A 16,873-nucleotide genomic window follows, 5' to 3' on the forward strand; every position below is an offset into this window, starting at 1 on the left:
TTTTAAAGTATGCCAGACTCTCTGATTATTCAAGACCTATACATTTATCCGATTAAATCCCTTGCTGGAATACGTCTTACTGAGGCTAAAGTGGAGGAAAGAGGATTTGAACTTGATCGTCGCTGGATGCTAATTGATGAAAGTGGACGGTTTCTCTCCCAGAGAACTTTCCCGATCATGGCTTTGCTACGAGTGGAGATTGGGGAGGATTCGCTTTCTGTCTATCATAGTTCTAATCCACTTGAGTCGATACACATCCCATTTACCGAAGAAGGAGAGGAGATTTCTTCTGTGACAGTCTGGGATGATGATATGCCTGCTCGATTGGTGAATTCTCAAATCGATGAGTGGTTTAGCAAGGTACTTGGCATGAATGTTCGTCTGGTGAAAATGCCATTGTCTACGGAAAGAAAAGTGGACCCGAAATATGCGGTGAATGGGGAGTCGGTGAGTTTCGCAGATGGCATGCCTTATTTGCTTATCGGTCAGAAATCCTTGGAGGACCTAAATAAAAAGTTAGAAGAGCCTGTTCCCATGAATCGCTTTCGACCCAACATTGTCTTTTCTGGTGGGGAGGCATTTATCGAGGATTCTTGGAGGAGAATACAAATTGGTGAATTGGATTTGCAGGTAGTCAAGCCTTGCGCTCGCTGTGTGATGATCACAGTGGATCAAAATACCGGTATCAAAGCCGCTGAACCACTAAAGACTTTGGCTTCCTATAGAAGAGAAGGCAAAAAAGTGCTTTTCGGACAAAATGTGGTTGCATTGTCAGGCGGAGTCATCAAAGTTGGTGATGAACTTAAGGTGAATTGATTCCGAATAAATATTCAATAAAGAGGTTTATAAAGATTGGCCTTAAAAAGAAAATCCTGCTTCTCTAGAAGCAGGATAATACTGTGGACTCCCCCGGAAAACTCCGTGTTCACCGCGGTTAATCTATTTGAATTCTTTTACGGTCTGTATAAATACTTTGACCATTTCAGGATTAATATCTGGATAAACCCCATGGCCAAGATTAGCTATGTGTCTTGTGCCTCTGAATTGCTCCATCATAGCGATGGTAGCCTCGCGCACCTGGTCGGCAGTTCCGTAAAGAGCCGCAGGGTCTAGATTTCCTTGTAACGTTTTGTCAGAACCGATGAGTTTTCGTGATTCAGCGATTCCCATATTCCAATCCAATCCTATTGTCTCGCAATTCAATTTTGCCATTTCTTCTCTTGCAAAGAATGCTCCTTTTGCAAAAACAGTTTTTGGCACAGTCGTGATCGCATCACAGATCTGAGCGATATATGGCATTGAGAATTCAGCGTATTGCTTTGGGCCAAGAATCCCAGCCCAACTGTCAAATAGCTGCACTAATTGAGCGCCGGCTTCGATCTGAGCTTTAAGATAATTAATCGTGCTGTCAGTGATCATCTGAAGCAATTTGTGCGAAAATGCTGGTTGAGTATAAAGCATCTCTCTTGCTGCAGAGAATGTTTTGCTGCCATGACCTTCTACCATGTAGGAGAAAATAGTCCATGGCGCGCCTGCAAAACCGATCAAAGGTACGCGGCCATCTAATGCTTTCTTTGTAATGCTAATAGCGTCAGTGACATACTGTAGTTCAGATCCGTCAGAGACATGAAGCTTCTTCAAATCAGCTTCCGATTTGACTGTATTAGGAAAAAGTGGACCTCTTTTCTCTACCATTTCGTAGGGTAATCCCATAGCTTCAGGGATTACTAGAATATCTGAAAAGATAATCGCAGCATCCACTCCCAGTAAATCCACTGGTTGGATGGTTACTTCAGCAGCAAGTTCAGGAGTCTGAGCAAGCTCGATAAATCCACTTACGCTTTCTCTTACTTTTCTATATTCAGGCAAAATTCTTCCAGCTTGGCGCATCAGCCATACAGGAGTTCTTTCTGTTGTTTCGCCTTTGGCGGCTCGAAGTAGGAGGTCGTTTTTCAAATGCATGATGCAAAGATAAGCGCCAAATTATTTTTGGCAGGCAAAATAACCACATAAAAAAACTGGACCTATGTAAGACATTGATCCAGCTTGTAGTAATCAGTTGGTTTAGATTAATATTTTCTTAGAATTATTTCAATTCTATTCGCTTAAAGTCTTCGTCTGTCAGTCCTAGAAGTTTGGTAACAGCATCGTAATCAGTCAGATCAAGTCTAGCATTAGTGGAAGCAAAATCTCCAGGTAGAACTACTACACGGAAAACCTGATTATCCGTCCAATCTGCACTAAGTGTGCTCAGGTCTAAATTCCCGTCTAAGAATATACTGAAATCGCTACTAGTGAAATCGTAATTATAGACTAAGATCCCTCCTTGTTGGAAATAAGCAGTTTGAGGCATAGCTCTCCAAATAGGAGTATTTCCGTCTACTTCCCATAATACGAATGAAAGCACCACGTCACTATCTACAATTACAGGATTGAATTGAAAGATTTCACTGTAATTATTGGCAGCATTGAAATTTACTTCAACTTCAAAAACTTCAGAAACTATATTTATCCCAGGTTCACCTTCTGGTCCCTGTACTCCCTGAGGCCCTTCTGGTCCTTCACAAGCTTGGAATACTACCAGCCCAAAAAGAGCCAAGATTAATGTGTTTATATTTTTCATAGGAGTAGTTTGTTAAGGTTAGTAAGATGTTTTCACGAATTGTGCCATTAAATGGTTGGTTTAAATTCCTTAACAATTTTTCACTTGATAGGCGCTATGACCTGAATTTCGCTTTTAGAGACGATTTTGTCTATATAAACACCACTAAGCTCCAATTTATTCTCTCTAGCATATTCGCTCAACTTTTCCTTCACCGTCTCTGGACTAGGCATTACCCACTTGTTACTTTGAATTTTTGCAAGTAAGTAGCTGTCATTTTCGAAGGATCGAAATTCAAGATCATCAATTGGTAGGATTTGATTAATTCCTACAAAAACAATCATGGTGTCAAGTTTACCAGCAGGCTCCACTTCATAGATAGTATGGAGATGACTTCCTGGATGAACACCTTTTTGAGACTCCATTTTATTGAAAATCTCTCCCAACTCTTCATTTGCAGGAGTACCTCTGTATGTTAATCCAGCAAGATTCTCAGGCTTGTTCTCTACAAGTTGGATTTCGATAGGTGCGTTTCCTCCCAGTTTTTTGAAGCCCCAAAAACCAATAATTATTAGAATTGATAAGACCCCAATGGCCAATATGAGTTTTTTCTTCATTCTTAGAAAAGATAGCGAACGCCGATACCACCCTGTGCTTTCATGTGTCCAACGCGATCAATCAACTCCAAAAAGAATCCTGCTTCTCCGAAAATAGAGATAGGAACATCGTCAAAATAATACTCCGCACCCACAAATACCTCTGGTCCAAAATCAACGTTAGTCCTGTTGTCTACCCTTATCGCTGAGCCTGTCCCAGTTTGCCCGTCCGTATAGTTATAAGATACTTTGGTTGTTCTCAGCTGTACACCAACTCCTCCATAACCCAATAGGTAGCCTTCGGTGATCCCAAAAACGTCAGTGATATCTTCGTGGTAAGCAGAGCGTACATTGAAGGACACCCCTTTCTTTGCACTATGAGAAATATAGAATGCGTTGGATTGTGGGAGATTGCTTTCAAAATCTCTTTGATAATAACTCGCACCATTAATCCCGGCAGTTCCTATCATTCCTTCGATAGAAATGTACTCCGAGATGAAATCTTTGTAGGTAATTGAAAGAGGCTCACCTAGACGGATTCCTACTCCTCTTTCCTGTGCAAAACTGATAAATGGCAATAATACCAAAAGGGTAATTAATCTGTATTTCATATGATTATAGGTTGTCTTTTATAGGCCATCCCGATAGCTATCGGGAGGAATCCAGCATCGAATTATCGTTTCGGTGTTGTGCTTGAGTTGTGCTGGATTTCACTTGATATATGGTATTTGTAATAGAAGTCAAAAATCAGGCTAGATAGCCATTGTTTTAAGTTGCATTTGATGCAATTGCGTGTAGTATCCGCCTAATTCCAGTAAGTAATCGTGCGTGCCTGTTTCTACGATTTCTCCTTTATTGAGAACAATAATTTTATCTGCTTTTTGAATAGTAGATAGTCTATGCGCAATTACGATGGAAGTTCTTCCTGTCATCATTGTCTCTATAGATTCTTGGATCAATTCCTCCGTTTCTGTATCCACAGATGAGGTAGCCTCATCCAGGATGATAATTTCAGGATTGTAAACCATCGCTCTGACAAAAGAAATTAATTGTCGCTGACCTACAGAAAGTGTAGCGCCACGCTCCATTACATTGTAATCAAGCCCACCAGGTAGTCTTTCTATAAATCTTTTTGCGCCAGCAAGCTCCGCAGCATACATCACCTGTTCACGGGTGATGTCTGGATTACCTAACGTGATGTTGTAGAAAATTGTATTGGAAAAAAGGAAAACATCCTGAAGAACTACGCCAATATGCTTCCGCAACGTGTCTAATTCAAATTCCCGGATATCATGTCCGTCTATGGAAATATGACCTTTATTGATCTCGTAAAACCTGGAAATCAAATTGATGATGGAAGATTTACCAGCTCCTGTTGCACCTACCAGCGCCACTGTCTGACCGGATTCTACTTCGAAACTGATATCTTTCAGTACATAGTCTTCGTCCACATACGCAAACCACACATTTTCAAGCTTGATATTTCCGCTTACTTTTTCAGGTTTATAGTCACCTTCATTCGCGATATGCTCCTTGCTTTCAAGTAATCTGAAAATACGGGAAGAACTCACTACCCCCATCTGTAATGTATTGAAACGATCAGCAATCATCCGGATAGGTCTGAAGAAAAGCTGTAAGTACATGATGAAAGAAATCAAAACACCGATTTCAATATCCATTCCCAATACACCTACAGCTCCGTACCAAACTACTAAGCCAATTCCTATTGCCTGTATGATTTCAGCTACTGGGAAGTAAATGGAATAATAAAGAACAGATCTGATGTGTGCTCTTCGATGCTCCTTGTTTATTTCTTTAAACTTTTCGAACTCCCGATCTTCTCTGTTGAAAATCTGCACGATATTCATACCCGTGATGTGTTCCTGAAGAAAAGAATTCAGATTGGATACTGCATTTCTCACATCATTGAAGGTTACCTTGATTTTCTCCTTAAATACATAAGTAGAAATAATCATCAGCGGCAAGGTGCATAAGCTCACTAGCGTAAGTTTCCAGTCAATGTAAAACATGACGCCAAGGATAGTGACCAACTGTAGAAGGTCTCCGATTATCGCTGCCAATCCTTCAGAAAACACGTCCGCCAGCGTTTCTATATCAGAAATATTCCGAGTTACCAATCTTCCGATCGGAGTATTGTCAAAGAATTTTAAGCGAAGCTTAAGCAGATGCTTATACAGCTTTACTCGGATGTCGCGGATAATTACCTGCCCAATCCAGCCAGAATAATAGGTGTGTGCCCACTGCACCAACGCTTGGATGATCATCAGTCCTACGAGTAGATAGATGATCTTCAACAAACCTGCTGCGTCGCCCACAGCTACATAGTCATCAATCGCAACCTGAATGAAGTAAGGGCGAGTTGGTGCCAAAATGGCAAGAGCGATGGTTAGAAAGATCAGAAAATAGAACTGAGGTTTGTATGGCTTTACAAAACCGTATAGCTGCTTGAGTACTTTCGAATCGACGATTTCGCCGGATGATGTTTTTTCTTGTTCTAGGCTCAAGGTAAACTAGTCTAAATAAATGTCTTCTGAATATTCAACTCGGCTGAAAAACAAGCCACTGGCGGGGGCTGATTTCCCTGCGTTTTCTCGATTTCGTGATTCTATAATTTGGTGCATCTCTTCAGGTTCCCTTTTTCCAAGTCCAACGGAAACAAGTGTTCCCACGATTGCTCTTACCATTCCACGCAAAAATCGGTTCGCAGTTATATGAAATTGCAATTCACCGTCTTTTTGTTCCCAATGAGCCGATTTTATTTCACAGCGAAAATGTTTTACCGCCGTATGTATTTTACTGAAACACTCAAAATCATTGTGTTCCAATAGGATTTTAGCCGCCTCATTCATTCTATCTATGTCTGGATTGAAGTAATGTCTCCACACATAATCTTCTATAAAAGGACTTTTTTGCAAAATCATTCTATAAACATAAGATCTGTTCTTGGCGCTGAATCTTGCATGAGCATTTGTCTTGACTTCTCTAATCGAATTAATAGATATGTCTTTGGGTAAAATCCCATTGATCGCGCGTAGAAATTTTTCTCTATCAATATCCTGATCCGTCTCAAAATGGCAAACTTGAGAATAGGCATGCACTCCCGTGTCTGTACGGCCAGATCCCATCACAGAGATTGGATTTCTGAAGTAGGTAGAAAGACCAGCTTCCAAGGCCTCTTGGACCGTATATGCATTTTCTTGGATTTGCCAACCATGATAGCGTGTGCCTTTGTAGCTTACGTCCAGGAAATATCTTTTGCTCTCACTCATACGGCTGCAAAGATACTATTCCCAATCAAATCACGGCGAGAAACCTGCTTTCCTTGGTAATGAAGTCATAAGACCTTTTCTTTGCCAAAAAATCAGAAAGAAATGATCCAGCGCTTACAATCAATTTTCCTTTTCCTAGTGGCCGTTGCCATGGGATTGACATTGGGCTTAGACCTGTGGGTACAACAAGTAGCAGATTCCGGCGAAATCTGGAAGATGAATGCTTTATTTATGAACCAGATTGATGCTTCAGGAGAAGTGCTTCAGTCTTCTTCCAATTGGTATATTGCAGCATTAGCCTCATTTGTAGGCCTTATGGCTATTATCTCGATCTTTCAATATAGAAACCTTGGCAGGCAGATGATGCTAAATATGGTCAATTCGCTTTTCATGGTTGGATTGGTTGCAATTGTTTTTTTGATCACAAGTGGAGTGAACTCAGAAATCTCGGCTGCCGATAATGGTACATATGAAATTGGTTTCTGGGCCATTTTAGTAGCTATGGTTTGTAATATGCTTGCCAATCGCTTCATTAGAAAAGATGTGGCTTTGCTGAAATCAGTGGATAGAATCAGGTAGGTTAGACGTTAGATATAAGAATCAAGACGTTAGACTTTTTCATAACAAACAAAGAAAGCCAGCAAACTGCTGGCTTTCTTTGTTTGTTACCTGCTTCTCCAGAAGCAGGTTTTGTGGTTGTTTTTTGTTTGGGGGATTATTAATCTACCAAAATCTTATCCCCACTGTAGGGTAGAATGTTTTGAAATTCTCCGTGGCAATGACGCCCACTTGGATGGACATATTCTTATTTAATTTACGCTTGTAGAATGCTTGTGCAGTAGTGCCCGTGAAAAGTTGACTTTTGCTTTCATTGACTAATATCCCTATACCAAACATATTGGCAGTGTTGGATTTTGGGTCACTTTTGTCCCATCTATATTCAAGGTTTGCAAACCAATTGCTATTGACTTTGATGTTCCCCTCTATTCTTTCAGGAAAAAATACTTTATTCGTGAAGGATGCTCCGATATCAAATTTCCGGAAGTTAAACATCATTCTACCGCCGACTACTGGCGTGAATTCTCCTCCTGTAAAGTCCATTCCTATCACCGCGCTCAGCTCGAGTTGATCCATATAGGGAAGGTATTCTCTTTCCAAATCTAGGATGACCGCTTCAGTTTGGGTTTGTGGATATTCCTCACTGAGGCGATAAACTAAGGTTTGGAATTCAGGAAATTTGGTGGTTTTCTTTAATATCAAACTGAATTTTTCTTCCAAATCGCTGAGTTCATATTCTGTATGGTTAAACAATAGGAGTAGTTTACCTTCATTTGGAAAGTCAAAAACAAGGGTGTCCGTTACAGGAAAGTCCTCATTCAATTTTTCCAAATTATTGCCAAAGAGTTTGTTTTCGATTTCTTGTGCTATGGTTTGGGAAGCACATAGCAGTGCCAGGCAAGAAACTAGTAGGATTCTTCTCATGATGCTTTTATTTATAAGATTCTGGTAGTTACTGTTTTTTAAAGTTGATTTTGATCGAGTTGGAAGTTTCGTCCACTCGTCCGATCTGACGTTCGGTGATGTCTTCTAGAGCTCCAGAGCCAAAGCTCGTTCTAAGCTTTTTTTTGTCTTGAAAACCCCATGAGATTTGAACCTTGTGAAGTGTTTGCGGTGCTTCCTGCTCAGGTACTATAGGAATAATGATTTCTGATATTAAAGTGTTTTCAATAGTTAAATCGGGTAAGTCCAGCGCAGGAGCCGCAATAGGAGCAGGCGTAATTCTAGTAGTTTCCTTCAGTTGAGAAGTAGTCGTATTCGGTTTTTCAACTTCAATTAGCTCGAGATTCATTGAAGCTGGATCGACTTCAATGAGCGGATTTATATCAGTTTTGTTGAGATCAGGGGTTTCCACTTCAACCTCAGTTATCAACGGAGTTTCTACGTCTTTTTCCCCAAACTCTAAATAAGCAAGACCTGAAAGTGCTAAGATCAAGGCTGTCGAAGCCGCTGCCATTCCATATTTCCAAAGAGGAATGACTGGATTCTTTCGATCCAATTCACTTCCAATGGCACTCCAGAGATCAGCTTTTGGCATTCGTTCTGGAAGATTAGCTACATGAGCGTTTACCTGTAAGTCGAAATCCTTCCGCCTCTGAATCTTACTCCACAAATCTGGTTTTGGGCTAAATTCGTTCATGCCTGAAGTAGTTTAGTGATTCGCTTTTTCAAGAGTGTTTTCGCATAATTCAATTGTGATTTCGAAGTGTTTTCTGAGATTCCTAGCATATTCGACGCTTCTCGATGGGAATAGCCTTCCACTGACAAAAGAAGAAATACGGCTCTTGCTCCAGCCGGGAGACTTCCTATAGCCTGATCAAGCATCTCTGCGTCAAACCAAGAATCAAAGCCTTCACTAGATTCTAAGTCGACTTCCTCAATTGGTTCGAAATAGATTTTCTTTTTGCTCTGCAAAATCGCCTTGCGAATTGTGATCGTTTTCATCCAGCCAATCAGCGCTTCGGGATGCTTTAACGTGTGAATTTTTTGGAAAATCTCTACATAAGAATCCTGCAACACATCATTTGCTTCGTCCTCGTCATTGACGATTCGATAGCAAGCCGAGTAAAGCATTCCTTTGGTCAATTCAAAAAGCTGAAACTGCGCTGACCTGTCGCCTTTGAGGACGTTTGTGATCAGGTTAGTATCTAGTTTTTGATTGTTCATAAAATTGCTTCTGTCTTAAAGAGTCGAGCTAATCCAAAAAGGTTGGAATGCCCCTCAATGTTTTTTCGGACCGGAGAGCATTTTACAAAAACTTTTCTGGCTCAAGGAAATAGTGGTAATTTCAAGCATTGCTTTTTGCAGATATTAACCATTAGTATATGAAACTCGAAACACTCGCCATACACGGAGGAAATATTGTCTCTGATTCCGAAAAGCCAGTTGTGCAGCCGATCACGCTGAGTACCACTTTTATTCACCAGCCCGAGTCGATGATCTATGCTCGCGCAAATAACCCCAACCGTCATGCTTTGGAGCAATTGCTGGCAGGTTTGGAGAAAGGTGCGGACGCAGCTGCTTTTTCTTCTGGAAATGCGGCGGGAGTTTCTGTGTTCCAAGCGTTGGAACCGGGCTCACATTTGATCGCTCCAGATGATATGTACCACGGCTTGAAAAATGCGATTCTTTCTATTTTCAAAGGAGTTTTGGAAGCCACTTTTGTGGATATGACGGATTTAGAGAATGTGGAAAAAGCGTTCCAGTCTAATACGAAGTTGGTATGGATAGAAACGCCTTCAAATCCCTTACTGAAAATCACAGACATACGTGCAGTAGCGAAATTGGCAAAAGCTAAGGGAGCAATGGTTGCATGTGATAACACGTTTGCTACTCCAGTTTTTCAAAATCCTCTTGATCTAGGTGCTGATATCGTGATGCATTCCAGTACCAAGTATTTTGGTGGGCATTCGGATATTTTGGGAGGAGCTTTGATTACAAAAAGCGAAGATGAGTTCTGGGCGAAAGTGAAAAATGTGCAGATCGGTGGAGGAGCAGTGCCATCGCCGATGGATTGTTACTATTTGTGTAGAAGCATCAAGACTTTGCCTTATCGGATGAAAGGTCACGCAGAACATGCGATGGTGCTGGCGAATTTCCTTTCAAATCATTCCGCTGTTGAAAAGGTCTATTATCCGGGATTGAAAGCTCATCCTGGACATGAAATCGCCGCAAGTCAGATGACAGGTTTTGGAGGAGTAGTTTCCTTTCAGGTGAAAGGCGGAGCGGAAGTGGCGGATCGAGTGATCTCCAAACTCAAGTATTTTATCAATGCAACCAGTCTTGGTGGAGTGGAAAGTTTAATAGAAAGAAGAGCCGCTTCGGAAGGACCAGACACGTTGACGCCGCAGAATCTGATCCGAGTTTCGGTAGGTTTGGAGCATTTGGATGATTTGCTGGAGGATATGGAAAACGCCTTAGCTTAAATCATTTTAGGTCCCAATCGTCTATTGCTTTTCTGTGAACTGAGCCAGGTACAGTTCCGATAAATTCAATATTCACACCATCCAAGTCTTTGGTGGTTCCTATGTGGATCCCTGTCAAGGTGCTAATTCTGGGGCCATTGATGTCCAATCCCAATTCTCGAAGATGAGCTAAAAGAGATTCGGTTCCACTGGTTTCCAAACCGAAATGCTCAAGTCCAGCTGGTCTATTTGCTGTCGCGGGTACAAGTTCTATAAAGGTGCTTTTACTCACTTGGAAATAGGAAAATGCAGGGTTTCCCTTGTCATCTTTGTATTCAATAGCCAATGGGAAACCTAAGGTGTCCCTATAATAACTGACTGATTTCTCAAAATCCTCCGCTACGATAGCGATATGGTTGATGCCTAGAATTTCTCCTTTCTCATCAGCATGCAACTTCGTTCCTACGGCTATTCCAGCTGTTAGACCAATGGCAAGAAAGAGAACTGCGCTGAGGGTTTTTGGAAGAGTCAGTTTCATGTTAAGAGGTTTTGGGTTTGTTAGTAGGGGAATATAAAAAATACTAATCAATAATCCCTTATGCCCATATCCATCACTCACACCATAACAGTTTTCTAGGCAGATGTTTCCATTTCTGACTGATAAAACGCCATAGCTGATTTCGTCTATATTACTTTAAACCTCAAATTTCACCATTTTAAATTCTCACCCCGCCCAGCCTTCTCTGTCCAAACTCCTATACTGTATTGCTTCGGCGAGATGCTCGACTTTGATGTCTTCAGACCCTGAGATGTCTGCGATGGTTCGCGCTACTTTCAGAATTCGATCATAGGCTCTGGCCGATAATCCTAAACGCTCCATGGCAGTTTTCAGCAGCATCTTTCCAGCTTCATTGATCTGACAGATTTGCTTGGTGATATGCGATGGCATCATAGCATTGCAGAAAACTTCGGGATTGTCCTTGAATCGCTCCTTTTGACGCTCTCTGCCTTGTATCACACGCACACGGATTTCCTTGCTAGATTCGGTTTTTCGCGTGGAGGTCATCTCATCAAATTTCACAGGAGTAACTTCCACATGCAGATCGATACGATCCAGAAGTGGCCCCGAAATTTTGTTCAGATAGCGCTGTACGATTCCTGGACCGCAGACACATTCTTTGTCAGGGTGATTGTAATAGCCACAGGGACATGGATTCATACTGGCGATCAACATAAAATTGGCAGGGAAATCCACCGATACTTTCGCTCTAGAAATGGTTACCCTTCGTTCTTCCAGCGGCTGACGCATCACTTCTAGCACAGATCGTTTGAATTCTGGTAATTCGTCTAGAAAAAGCACTCCGTTATGAGCAAGTGATATTTCTCCAGGTTGAGGATTTCCTCCTCCACCAACTAAAGCCACATCGCTGATCGTGTGGTGAGGTGATCGGAAAGGGCGATTGGCAAGCAACGATCCGTTTTTCCCGAGTTTACCAGCCACGGAGTGAATCTTGGTAGTTTCAAGTGCTTCTATCAAAGTCAAAGGTGGAAGAATTGAAGGAAGTCGTTTGGCTAGCATGGTTTTGCCAGCTCCTGGAGGACCTATCATTATCACATTGTGTCCACCGGCTGCGGCGATTTCCATTGCACGCTTGATGTTTTCCTGACCTTGTACATCTGCAAAATCAAATTCAATGTCATCTAAGGAGTGATAAAAAATCTCTCTCGTATCCGTTACAAGTGGGATTATTTCCAATTCACCCATTAGAAAATCTATCGATTGCTGGATCGTTTCTACTGCGATGATGTCTAAGTTATTGACAATCGAGGCTTCTTTGGCATTTTCTATGGGAAGAATAAATCCTTTAAATCCCTTTTTCCTCGCTTCAATTGCAATAGGTAAAACGCCTTTAATAGGCCGGAGATTGCCATCAAGTGATAGTTCTCCCATAATCACGTAATCTCCTAACGTAGGAAATTCCACCTGCTCGGAAGCTTGCAAGATCCCCATGGCAATGGGTAAATCATAAGCTGATCCTTCCTTACGAATATCTGCTGGAGCCAGATTAATCACGACTTTTTGTCTTGGCATCCTATAACCAAAATATTTCAAGGCACTTTCCACCCGTTGCTGAGATTCCTTCACAGCAGAGTCAGGGAGTCCAACCATGAAGAAGTTGGTGCCTTGTCCTACATTCACTTCTATTGTGATGATGTTTGCATCTACTCCAGATACTGCGCTTCCAAAAGTTTTCGCTACCATATGATATAAAAAAAAGGAGGCCTGATTAGCCTCCTCAATATACTAGTTTGACAAATTTAAAATATTACTTATCCGTAATATTTTGTCTTGGAGGAAGGTTACTTTGATCCGTGTCAGTTGGAATTGTAGGTTTTGCAGTCTGATTGGTAGGGATTCTTGGATGCTCAAAATCATAGATTTTTGCTTTCAAAGAATTTGCATCAATTTCCATTTTCTTTATCGTAGAGGCCAGACTAGAGTAAGCAGTATAGCTGCTTCCCCAAGCTGCCAGAAAAAGGATAAATCCAATCAGTATAATGGTCACCATGGAATCTGATGTGATTTCATCCATTCCAAAGATTCCCCCTAGAGTATCAAAGGCTATGAAGAAAATAAGAAAAGCACCAAAATAGACCAAAAGGGCTATTTGGAGGATTTGGTGAAGTTTTTTCATGGGTTTTAAAATTAAGTTTAACGAATATACTAAACCGACTGAATACTAGAAAGTTTCTGGTACAAGCCCTCAACTTGGCTCAAATCGGTGTGAGTGCCTCTTTGCACGATTTCGCCGCGTTCGATAACCAAGATTTCATCAGCGTGCTGAATCGTGCTCAATCTATGTGCGATTACAAGAGTTGTTCTATTGCTCATCAATTTTGTCAAAGCCTCCTGCACTAAATGTTCTGATTCGGAATCCAAAGCTGAAGTTGCCTCATCCAATATCAAAATTGGAGGGTTTTTCAATACTGCTCTTGCTATACTTAAACGCTGCCGTTGCCCACCAGAGAGTTTGGAACCTCGCTCACCAATGCTAGTCTGATAGCCATCGTCCATTTTTTCAATAAACTCATGTGCATTGGCGATTTTCGCAGCTTCCAGCACTTGGGCTTCTGTGGCGCCTTCAACTCCGAAAGCGATATTATTAAAAACGGTGTCGTTAAATAGGATGGACTCTTGAGTCACTATCCCCATTAGGCTACGCAAATCATTTAGATCGAAATCTTTCAAATTATTGCCGTCGAGTAAAATTGCCCCTTGGCTAGGATCATAAAAGCGTGGCACAAGGTCAGCCAAGGTAGATTTCCCTCCGCCAGAAGGACCTACCAACGCAATGGTTTTGCCTCGATTTAGCGTAAAATTGATATTCTTCAAGACCAGTTGGTCTTCATAAGCAAAGCTTACATTTTTGAATTCAACTGAATGTTCAAACGTATTCAGAACCGAAGGAGATGCCGGAGATTTAATTTGCGAAGGAGTATCTACAACAGTGAAAACACGCTCCGCAGATGCGATTCCTCTTTGTATACTGCTTACCGCTCGAGAAATTTCTTTGGCAGGATTCAGTACTTGCGTGAAAATGATGATGTAGGTAATGAAGTCCGAAGCTCCCAAATCTGAGTTGCCGCTAAGTACCATACTACCTCCGTAAACTAGAATTCCAGCGACTACGAATACACCTAAAAACTGCGAAATGGGAGAAGCTAGCTCATTTTTACGAGCCATATTCACATTGACATCTGCATAGAAATCAGTTTCCCCATCAAACTTCTTTTTCATAAAACCTTCCGCATTGAAGGCTTTGATCACACGCATGCCGCCTAAAGTCTCGTCCAGAATATTTACAATTCTGCCCAGAGATTCCTGACTTTGCACCGCTTTTTTCTTGAGTCTTCGTGTAATTCCGCCTATGATCGCCCCAGTGATCGGGATGATTAGAATGGTAAACAGTGTCAGCTTGGCAGACATAAAAAAGAGTACTGAGAAATATAGAATAATGGTCACTGGCTCCCGAAAAACGACGCGCAGAGATTGCACAATGGTGTTTTCTACCTCTTGCACATCATTGGTCATTTTTGACATGAGATCACCTTTTCGTTCATTGGAAAAATAGCCAATGTGAAGCTTACTTACCTGCGAGAAAATGTCCATTCGCATCCGCTTGATGACCACTGCTCGCACTTTTGCTAAAACTACTCCAGATAGATAGGTGAAAAGATTTGATAGAAAAACGGAAACAACGATGATGATGCAGACATAAAAGAGGGTGCCCATTTTCCCATATTCCTCAGCCACTTGAAGAAAATTGTAATTGAACAGATGGGAGAAGTATTCTACTGAAAAGCTGAATTCGGGCTTTTCGGCATATTGAGTGAGGGAGCTTGGATCCACTTGCTCGAAAATCACATCGAAAAGTGGTTTAAGCAGCGTGAAATTCAGCAGGCCAAAAACGATGGAAAGGAAAGCGTAAATGATATAAGTAGGCACGAACTTTCCGTATGGTTTGGCATAGGAAAGGATCCGTAGATAGGTCTTCATAAACTAATATTCGTGGAATAATCTCGCAAGTTACGCAAAAATGGTAGTGGAGGTTCCTTCTTAGTAGTTGTAATCTGGTCGGATAAAGTTCCAGCGGAAGGCCACTTGCAGGTATTGCTTTGTCTCTGGACTGTCTAGATCCTGTGCAGTTCTTCTTCGGAAAGTATGGGATGCATCAATGAAGAAGTTGTGGCGAAGCATATAGCTAGCGTTAAGATTTGTTTTAATCACTTTGTTCTCAATTCCTTGCCCGATCACATTTCCAAACAATCCAGTCGGACTACCTACAAGTCTGTTTTTTAAGATATCTCCTCCCCAATTTATTGCCTCATCTGGATCTCCCCCGTACAGTTGATACATGGTTTGAAGGGTGAGATTCAGTTTCGGTATTGGTTGATAACGTATTATGCCTAGCATCTCGCGGAAATTAGCTCCTCTAGGGTGAGTAAGCGGCGTTCGCCAATTACTATAAGATTGATAATCGACCTTTTCTTGGAATGTATAGGGCCTGGCGGAATTGTATTCCAACTGCAAATCAAGATTTGAGATCTTAAAAAGGTCAATGTATTTGAAACCTGCTTGGAGCCCGTATTTGTTTCGCTTGGAGTTTTTTCCATCTTGGCCGAAAAACTCAGAGAACACAAATTCGTCTAATGCGAATTGCCCATAAAGCTGCATAGATGGGTAGAGATTCCACTTATAATCCATTCCTAGCATGACTTTGTCTGGAGTTCCGAGTGATTGCTCCACCCATCGGTAAAAGACAATAGGATTGTAATAATTGAAATCTGCTTTATCAGTCATTACTGATTCAAAGAATCCCAGATTAAAGTTTTTCCCAACATTTAAACCTAAACGATGAAAGGAGAACCATTTCTGTGGATATCTACCGTCGGTTGGTCTCCCTCTGTCGTAATCCACGTCGGCAGTCATCTGAGTCCAGATATTGGTCAATTGAAATTTCCATATCTGCGTGTTTAATTTCACAAACATGTAGGGATTGGAAAAGTCAGAGAGCAGAAAAGATCGATATCCCTCGCCGATAAAGTTACGGTCATGACCAACTTCTACTTGGATATGCTTAGTGACGTTGAAACTTACATGTCCCAAAGCAGAGAAATAGCTATAGCCTTCCGAATTGTATTCCTTCCAAAATCCTTCGCCAGGCACAGCTCCATTTTGTTCTGCATAGCCTTTAACCCAACTTGGGAAAAATGACTCTGAAGATGTGAAGTAGGTGTAAAAGCCAACTTTCTTGTCAATAGATCCACGTAAAACGACACCTCTAGAGAGACGGTTAGGGTTCTGGTCATTATCTGATTCGATACCACCGTTTAAATATAGAACAGGGCTTACATGGACATCAAACTCCTCACTATAATAGTGTCCCAAATCTCCAGGCCTTCTATAAATTTTTTTCAGGAAAGGTTTTTCAGACTCAGGAGTTTCTCTGCTTACAAATTCCCAATTGTCCTGACTTAAATATGCCAGATTAAAGCGATCTACACTGGTACGAATGACTGCGTCGTTTGCAATGCTGTCAAGGAATTGAGCCACATGATCTCTTCGGTAGGGTTTTGTTCCGGTGTGGAACATGGGGTTGTTATTTCCTTGGAGTATCTCATACCGCTCGATTTTATGGTAGTAATCCCGATCGAATGGTATATAACTTCCTTGTGCAAAAGTGAAAAATGGAAGCAAAAATGAGCCTATAAACATAAGCAAACGGAACTTTGGGTTGTGACTGTATGGCTTTAGCATTGGCTAAATCTAAAAAACATTCCTGAAAATGAAATACTATTAAAGAGGTTTGAAATTATAGCATTTGTCAGGAGTTTAACGATGTGTAAGTATTTTTGAATCTA

Annotated in this window: 17 protein-coding genes; 3 read left to right on the forward strand and 14 right to left on the reverse strand. The window is 41.3% G+C overall.

All coding sequences use genetic code 11. The features are described 5' to 3' along the window. Positions 1-9: 9 nt before the first annotated feature. On the forward strand, positions 10-816 hold the full coding sequence (locus BM291_RS19650) for an MOSC domain-containing protein (RefSeq protein ID WP_245786922.1): 807 nt from the start codon (positions 10-12) through the stop codon (positions 814-816). Positions 817-939: 123 nt separating this feature from the next. Here BM291_RS19650 and hemE read toward each other — a convergent pair whose 3' ends face one another. From hemE to truA, 6 genes are all read right to left on the reverse strand, one after another. Then, a complete protein-coding gene (gene hemE / locus BM291_RS19655) occupies positions 940-1,962 on the reverse strand; it encodes a uroporphyrinogen decarboxylase (protein ID WP_092900949.1) in 1,023 nt (340 codons plus the stop codon). A gap of 124 nt (positions 1,963-2,086) precedes the next feature. Beyond that, on the reverse strand, positions 2,087-2,623 hold the full coding sequence (locus tag BM291_RS19660; protein ID WP_092900952.1) for a hypothetical protein: 537 nt from the start codon (positions 2,621-2,623) through the stop codon (positions 2,087-2,089). Between the two features lie 80 nt (positions 2,624-2,703). Then, positions 2,704-3,219 (reverse strand): hypothetical protein, encoded by a 516-nt coding sequence (locus BM291_RS19665; protein ID WP_092900955.1) that lies wholly within the window; start codon positions 3,217-3,219, stop codon positions 2,704-2,706. Between the two features lie 2 nt (positions 3,220-3,221). Beyond that, a complete protein-coding gene (locus BM291_RS19670; RefSeq protein WP_092900958.1) occupies positions 3,222-3,809 on the reverse strand; it encodes a hypothetical protein in 588 nt (195 codons plus the stop codon). A 141-nt stretch (positions 3,810-3,950) separates the two neighbouring features. Then, on the reverse strand, positions 3,951-5,723 hold the full coding sequence (locus BM291_RS19675; protein WP_092900961.1) for an ABC transporter ATP-binding protein: 1,773 nt from the start codon (positions 5,721-5,723) through the stop codon (positions 3,951-3,953). Between the two features lie 6 nt (positions 5,724-5,729). Continuing rightward, positions 5,730-6,488, reverse strand: coding sequence for a tRNA pseudouridine(38-40) synthase TruA (truA, locus tag BM291_RS19680; protein WP_092900964.1), 759 nt, complete (start codon positions 6,486-6,488; stop codon positions 5,730-5,732). Between the two features lie 102 nt (positions 6,489-6,590). Between truA and BM291_RS19685 the strand changes: the two genes are divergently transcribed. After that, a complete protein-coding gene (locus BM291_RS19685) occupies positions 6,591-7,067 on the forward strand; it encodes a DUF4293 domain-containing protein (protein ID WP_139229150.1) in 477 nt (158 codons plus the stop codon). Positions 7,068-7,211: 144 nt separating this feature from the next. On the opposite strand, the gene BM291_RS19690 is transcribed toward BM291_RS19685, so the two are convergent. The 3 genes from BM291_RS19690 to BM291_RS19700 are packed head-to-tail and all read right to left on the reverse strand — an operon-like array spanning position 7,212 to position 9,212. Then, the gene (locus BM291_RS19690) at positions 7,212-7,970 is read right to left on the reverse strand and encodes a hypothetical protein (protein ID WP_092900970.1); all 759 of its coding nucleotides are present in this window, start codon (positions 7,968-7,970) and stop codon (positions 7,212-7,214) included. A gap of 28 nt (positions 7,971-7,998) precedes the next feature. Then, positions 7,999-8,685 (reverse strand): hypothetical protein, encoded by a 687-nt coding sequence (locus BM291_RS19695; RefSeq protein ID WP_092900973.1) that lies wholly within the window; start codon positions 8,683-8,685, stop codon positions 7,999-8,001. Then, positions 8,682-9,212: an RNA polymerase sigma factor gene (locus tag BM291_RS19700; RefSeq protein ID WP_092900976.1), complete on the reverse strand. Its 531-nt coding sequence runs from the start codon at positions 9,210-9,212 to the stop codon at positions 8,682-8,684. Before BM291_RS19700 ends, BM291_RS19695 begins: the two co-directional genes overlap by 4 nt. 158 nt (positions 9,213-9,370) lie before the next feature. Here BM291_RS19700 and BM291_RS19705 point away from each other — a divergent pair, with 158 nt between their 5' ends. Next, positions 9,371-10,471 (forward strand): trans-sulfuration enzyme family protein, encoded by a 1,101-nt coding sequence (locus tag BM291_RS19705; RefSeq protein ID WP_092900979.1) that lies wholly within the window; start codon positions 9,371-9,373, stop codon positions 10,469-10,471. Position 10,472: 1 nt separating this feature from the next. On the opposite strand, the gene BM291_RS19710 is transcribed toward BM291_RS19705, so the two are convergent. The 5 genes from BM291_RS19710 to BM291_RS19730 form a co-directional block, all read right to left on the reverse strand. Next, the gene (locus BM291_RS19710; RefSeq protein WP_092900982.1) at positions 10,473-10,988 is read right to left on the reverse strand and encodes a VOC family protein; all 516 of its coding nucleotides are present in this window, start codon (positions 10,986-10,988) and stop codon (positions 10,473-10,475) included. Between the two features lie 186 nt (positions 10,989-11,174). After that, a complete protein-coding gene (locus BM291_RS19715; protein WP_092900984.1) occupies positions 11,175-12,713 on the reverse strand; it encodes a YifB family Mg chelatase-like AAA ATPase in 1,539 nt (512 codons plus the stop codon). Positions 12,714-12,777: 64 nt separating this feature from the next. After that, positions 12,778-13,146 carry a hypothetical protein gene (locus tag BM291_RS19720; RefSeq protein WP_092900987.1) on the reverse strand — a complete coding sequence of 123 codons (369 nt, stop codon included), beginning with the start codon at positions 13,144-13,146 and terminating at the stop codon, positions 12,778-12,780. A gap of 29 nt (positions 13,147-13,175) precedes the next feature. After that, positions 13,176-15,008 (reverse strand): ABC transporter ATP-binding protein, encoded by a 1,833-nt coding sequence (locus tag BM291_RS19725; protein ID WP_092900990.1) that lies wholly within the window; start codon positions 15,006-15,008, stop codon positions 13,176-13,178. Between the two features lie 60 nt (positions 15,009-15,068). Then, positions 15,069-16,769 (reverse strand): hypothetical protein, encoded by a 1,701-nt coding sequence (locus tag BM291_RS19730; protein ID WP_317045671.1) that lies wholly within the window; start codon positions 16,767-16,769, stop codon positions 15,069-15,071. Positions 16,770-16,873 lie beyond the last annotated feature (104 nt).

The sequence above is a fragment of the Algoriphagus aquimarinus genome, assembly GCF_900112005.1.
Lineage (GTDB): Bacteria > Bacteroidota > Bacteroidia > Cytophagales > Cyclobacteriaceae > Algoriphagus > Algoriphagus aquimarinus.

Excerpts from the sequence above, each read along its gene's own strand:
- BM291_RS19650 (WP_245786922.1), top strand. The coding sequence starts at position 10 with ATGCCAGACTCTCTGATTATTCAAGACCTATACATTTATCCGATTAAA.
- hemE (WP_092900949.1), bottom strand. The coding sequence starts at position 1,962 with ATGCATTTGAAAAACGACCTCCTACTTCGAGCCGCCAAAGGCGAAACA.
- BM291_RS19660 (WP_092900952.1), bottom strand. The coding sequence starts at position 2,623 with ATGAAAAATATAAACACATTAATCTTGGCTCTTTTTGGGCTGGTAGTA.
- BM291_RS19665 (WP_092900955.1), bottom strand. The coding sequence starts at position 3,219 with ATGAAGAAAAAACTCATATTGGCCATTGGGGTCTTATCAATTCTAATA.
- BM291_RS19670 (WP_092900958.1), bottom strand. The coding sequence starts at position 3,809 with ATGAAATACAGATTAATTACCCTTTTGGTATTATTGCCATTTATCAGT.
- truA (WP_092900964.1), bottom strand. The coding sequence starts at position 6,488 with ATGAGTGAGAGCAAAAGATATTTCCTGGACGTAAGCTACAAAGGCACA.
- BM291_RS19685 (WP_139229150.1), top strand. The coding sequence starts at position 6,591 with ATGATCCAGCGCTTACAATCAATTTTCCTTTTCCTAGTGGCCGTTGCC.
- BM291_RS19690 (WP_092900970.1), bottom strand. The coding sequence starts at position 7,970 with ATGAGAAGAATCCTACTAGTTTCTTGCCTGGCACTGCTATGTGCTTCC.
- BM291_RS19695 (WP_092900973.1), bottom strand. The coding sequence starts at position 8,685 with ATGAACGAATTTAGCCCAAAACCAGATTTGTGGAGTAAGATTCAGAGG.
- BM291_RS19700 (WP_092900976.1), bottom strand. The coding sequence starts at position 9,212 with ATGAACAATCAAAAACTAGATACTAACCTGATCACAAACGTCCTCAAA.
- BM291_RS19705 (WP_092900979.1), top strand. The coding sequence starts at position 9,371 with ATGAAACTCGAAACACTCGCCATACACGGAGGAAATATTGTCTCTGAT.
- BM291_RS19710 (WP_092900982.1), bottom strand. The coding sequence starts at position 10,988 with ATGAAACTGACTCTTCCAAAAACCCTCAGCGCAGTTCTCTTTCTTGCC.
- BM291_RS19715 (WP_092900984.1), bottom strand. The coding sequence starts at position 12,713 with ATGGTAGCGAAAACTTTTGGAAGCGCAGTATCTGGAGTAGATGCAAAC.
- BM291_RS19720 (WP_092900987.1), bottom strand. The coding sequence starts at position 13,146 with ATGAAAAAACTTCACCAAATCCTCCAAATAGCCCTTTTGGTCTATTTT.
- BM291_RS19725 (WP_092900990.1), bottom strand. The coding sequence starts at position 15,008 with ATGAAGACCTATCTACGGATCCTTTCCTATGCCAAACCATACGGAAAG.
- BM291_RS19730 (WP_317045671.1), bottom strand. The coding sequence starts at position 16,769 with ATGCTAAAGCCATACAGTCACAACCCAAAGTTCCGTTTGCTTATGTTT.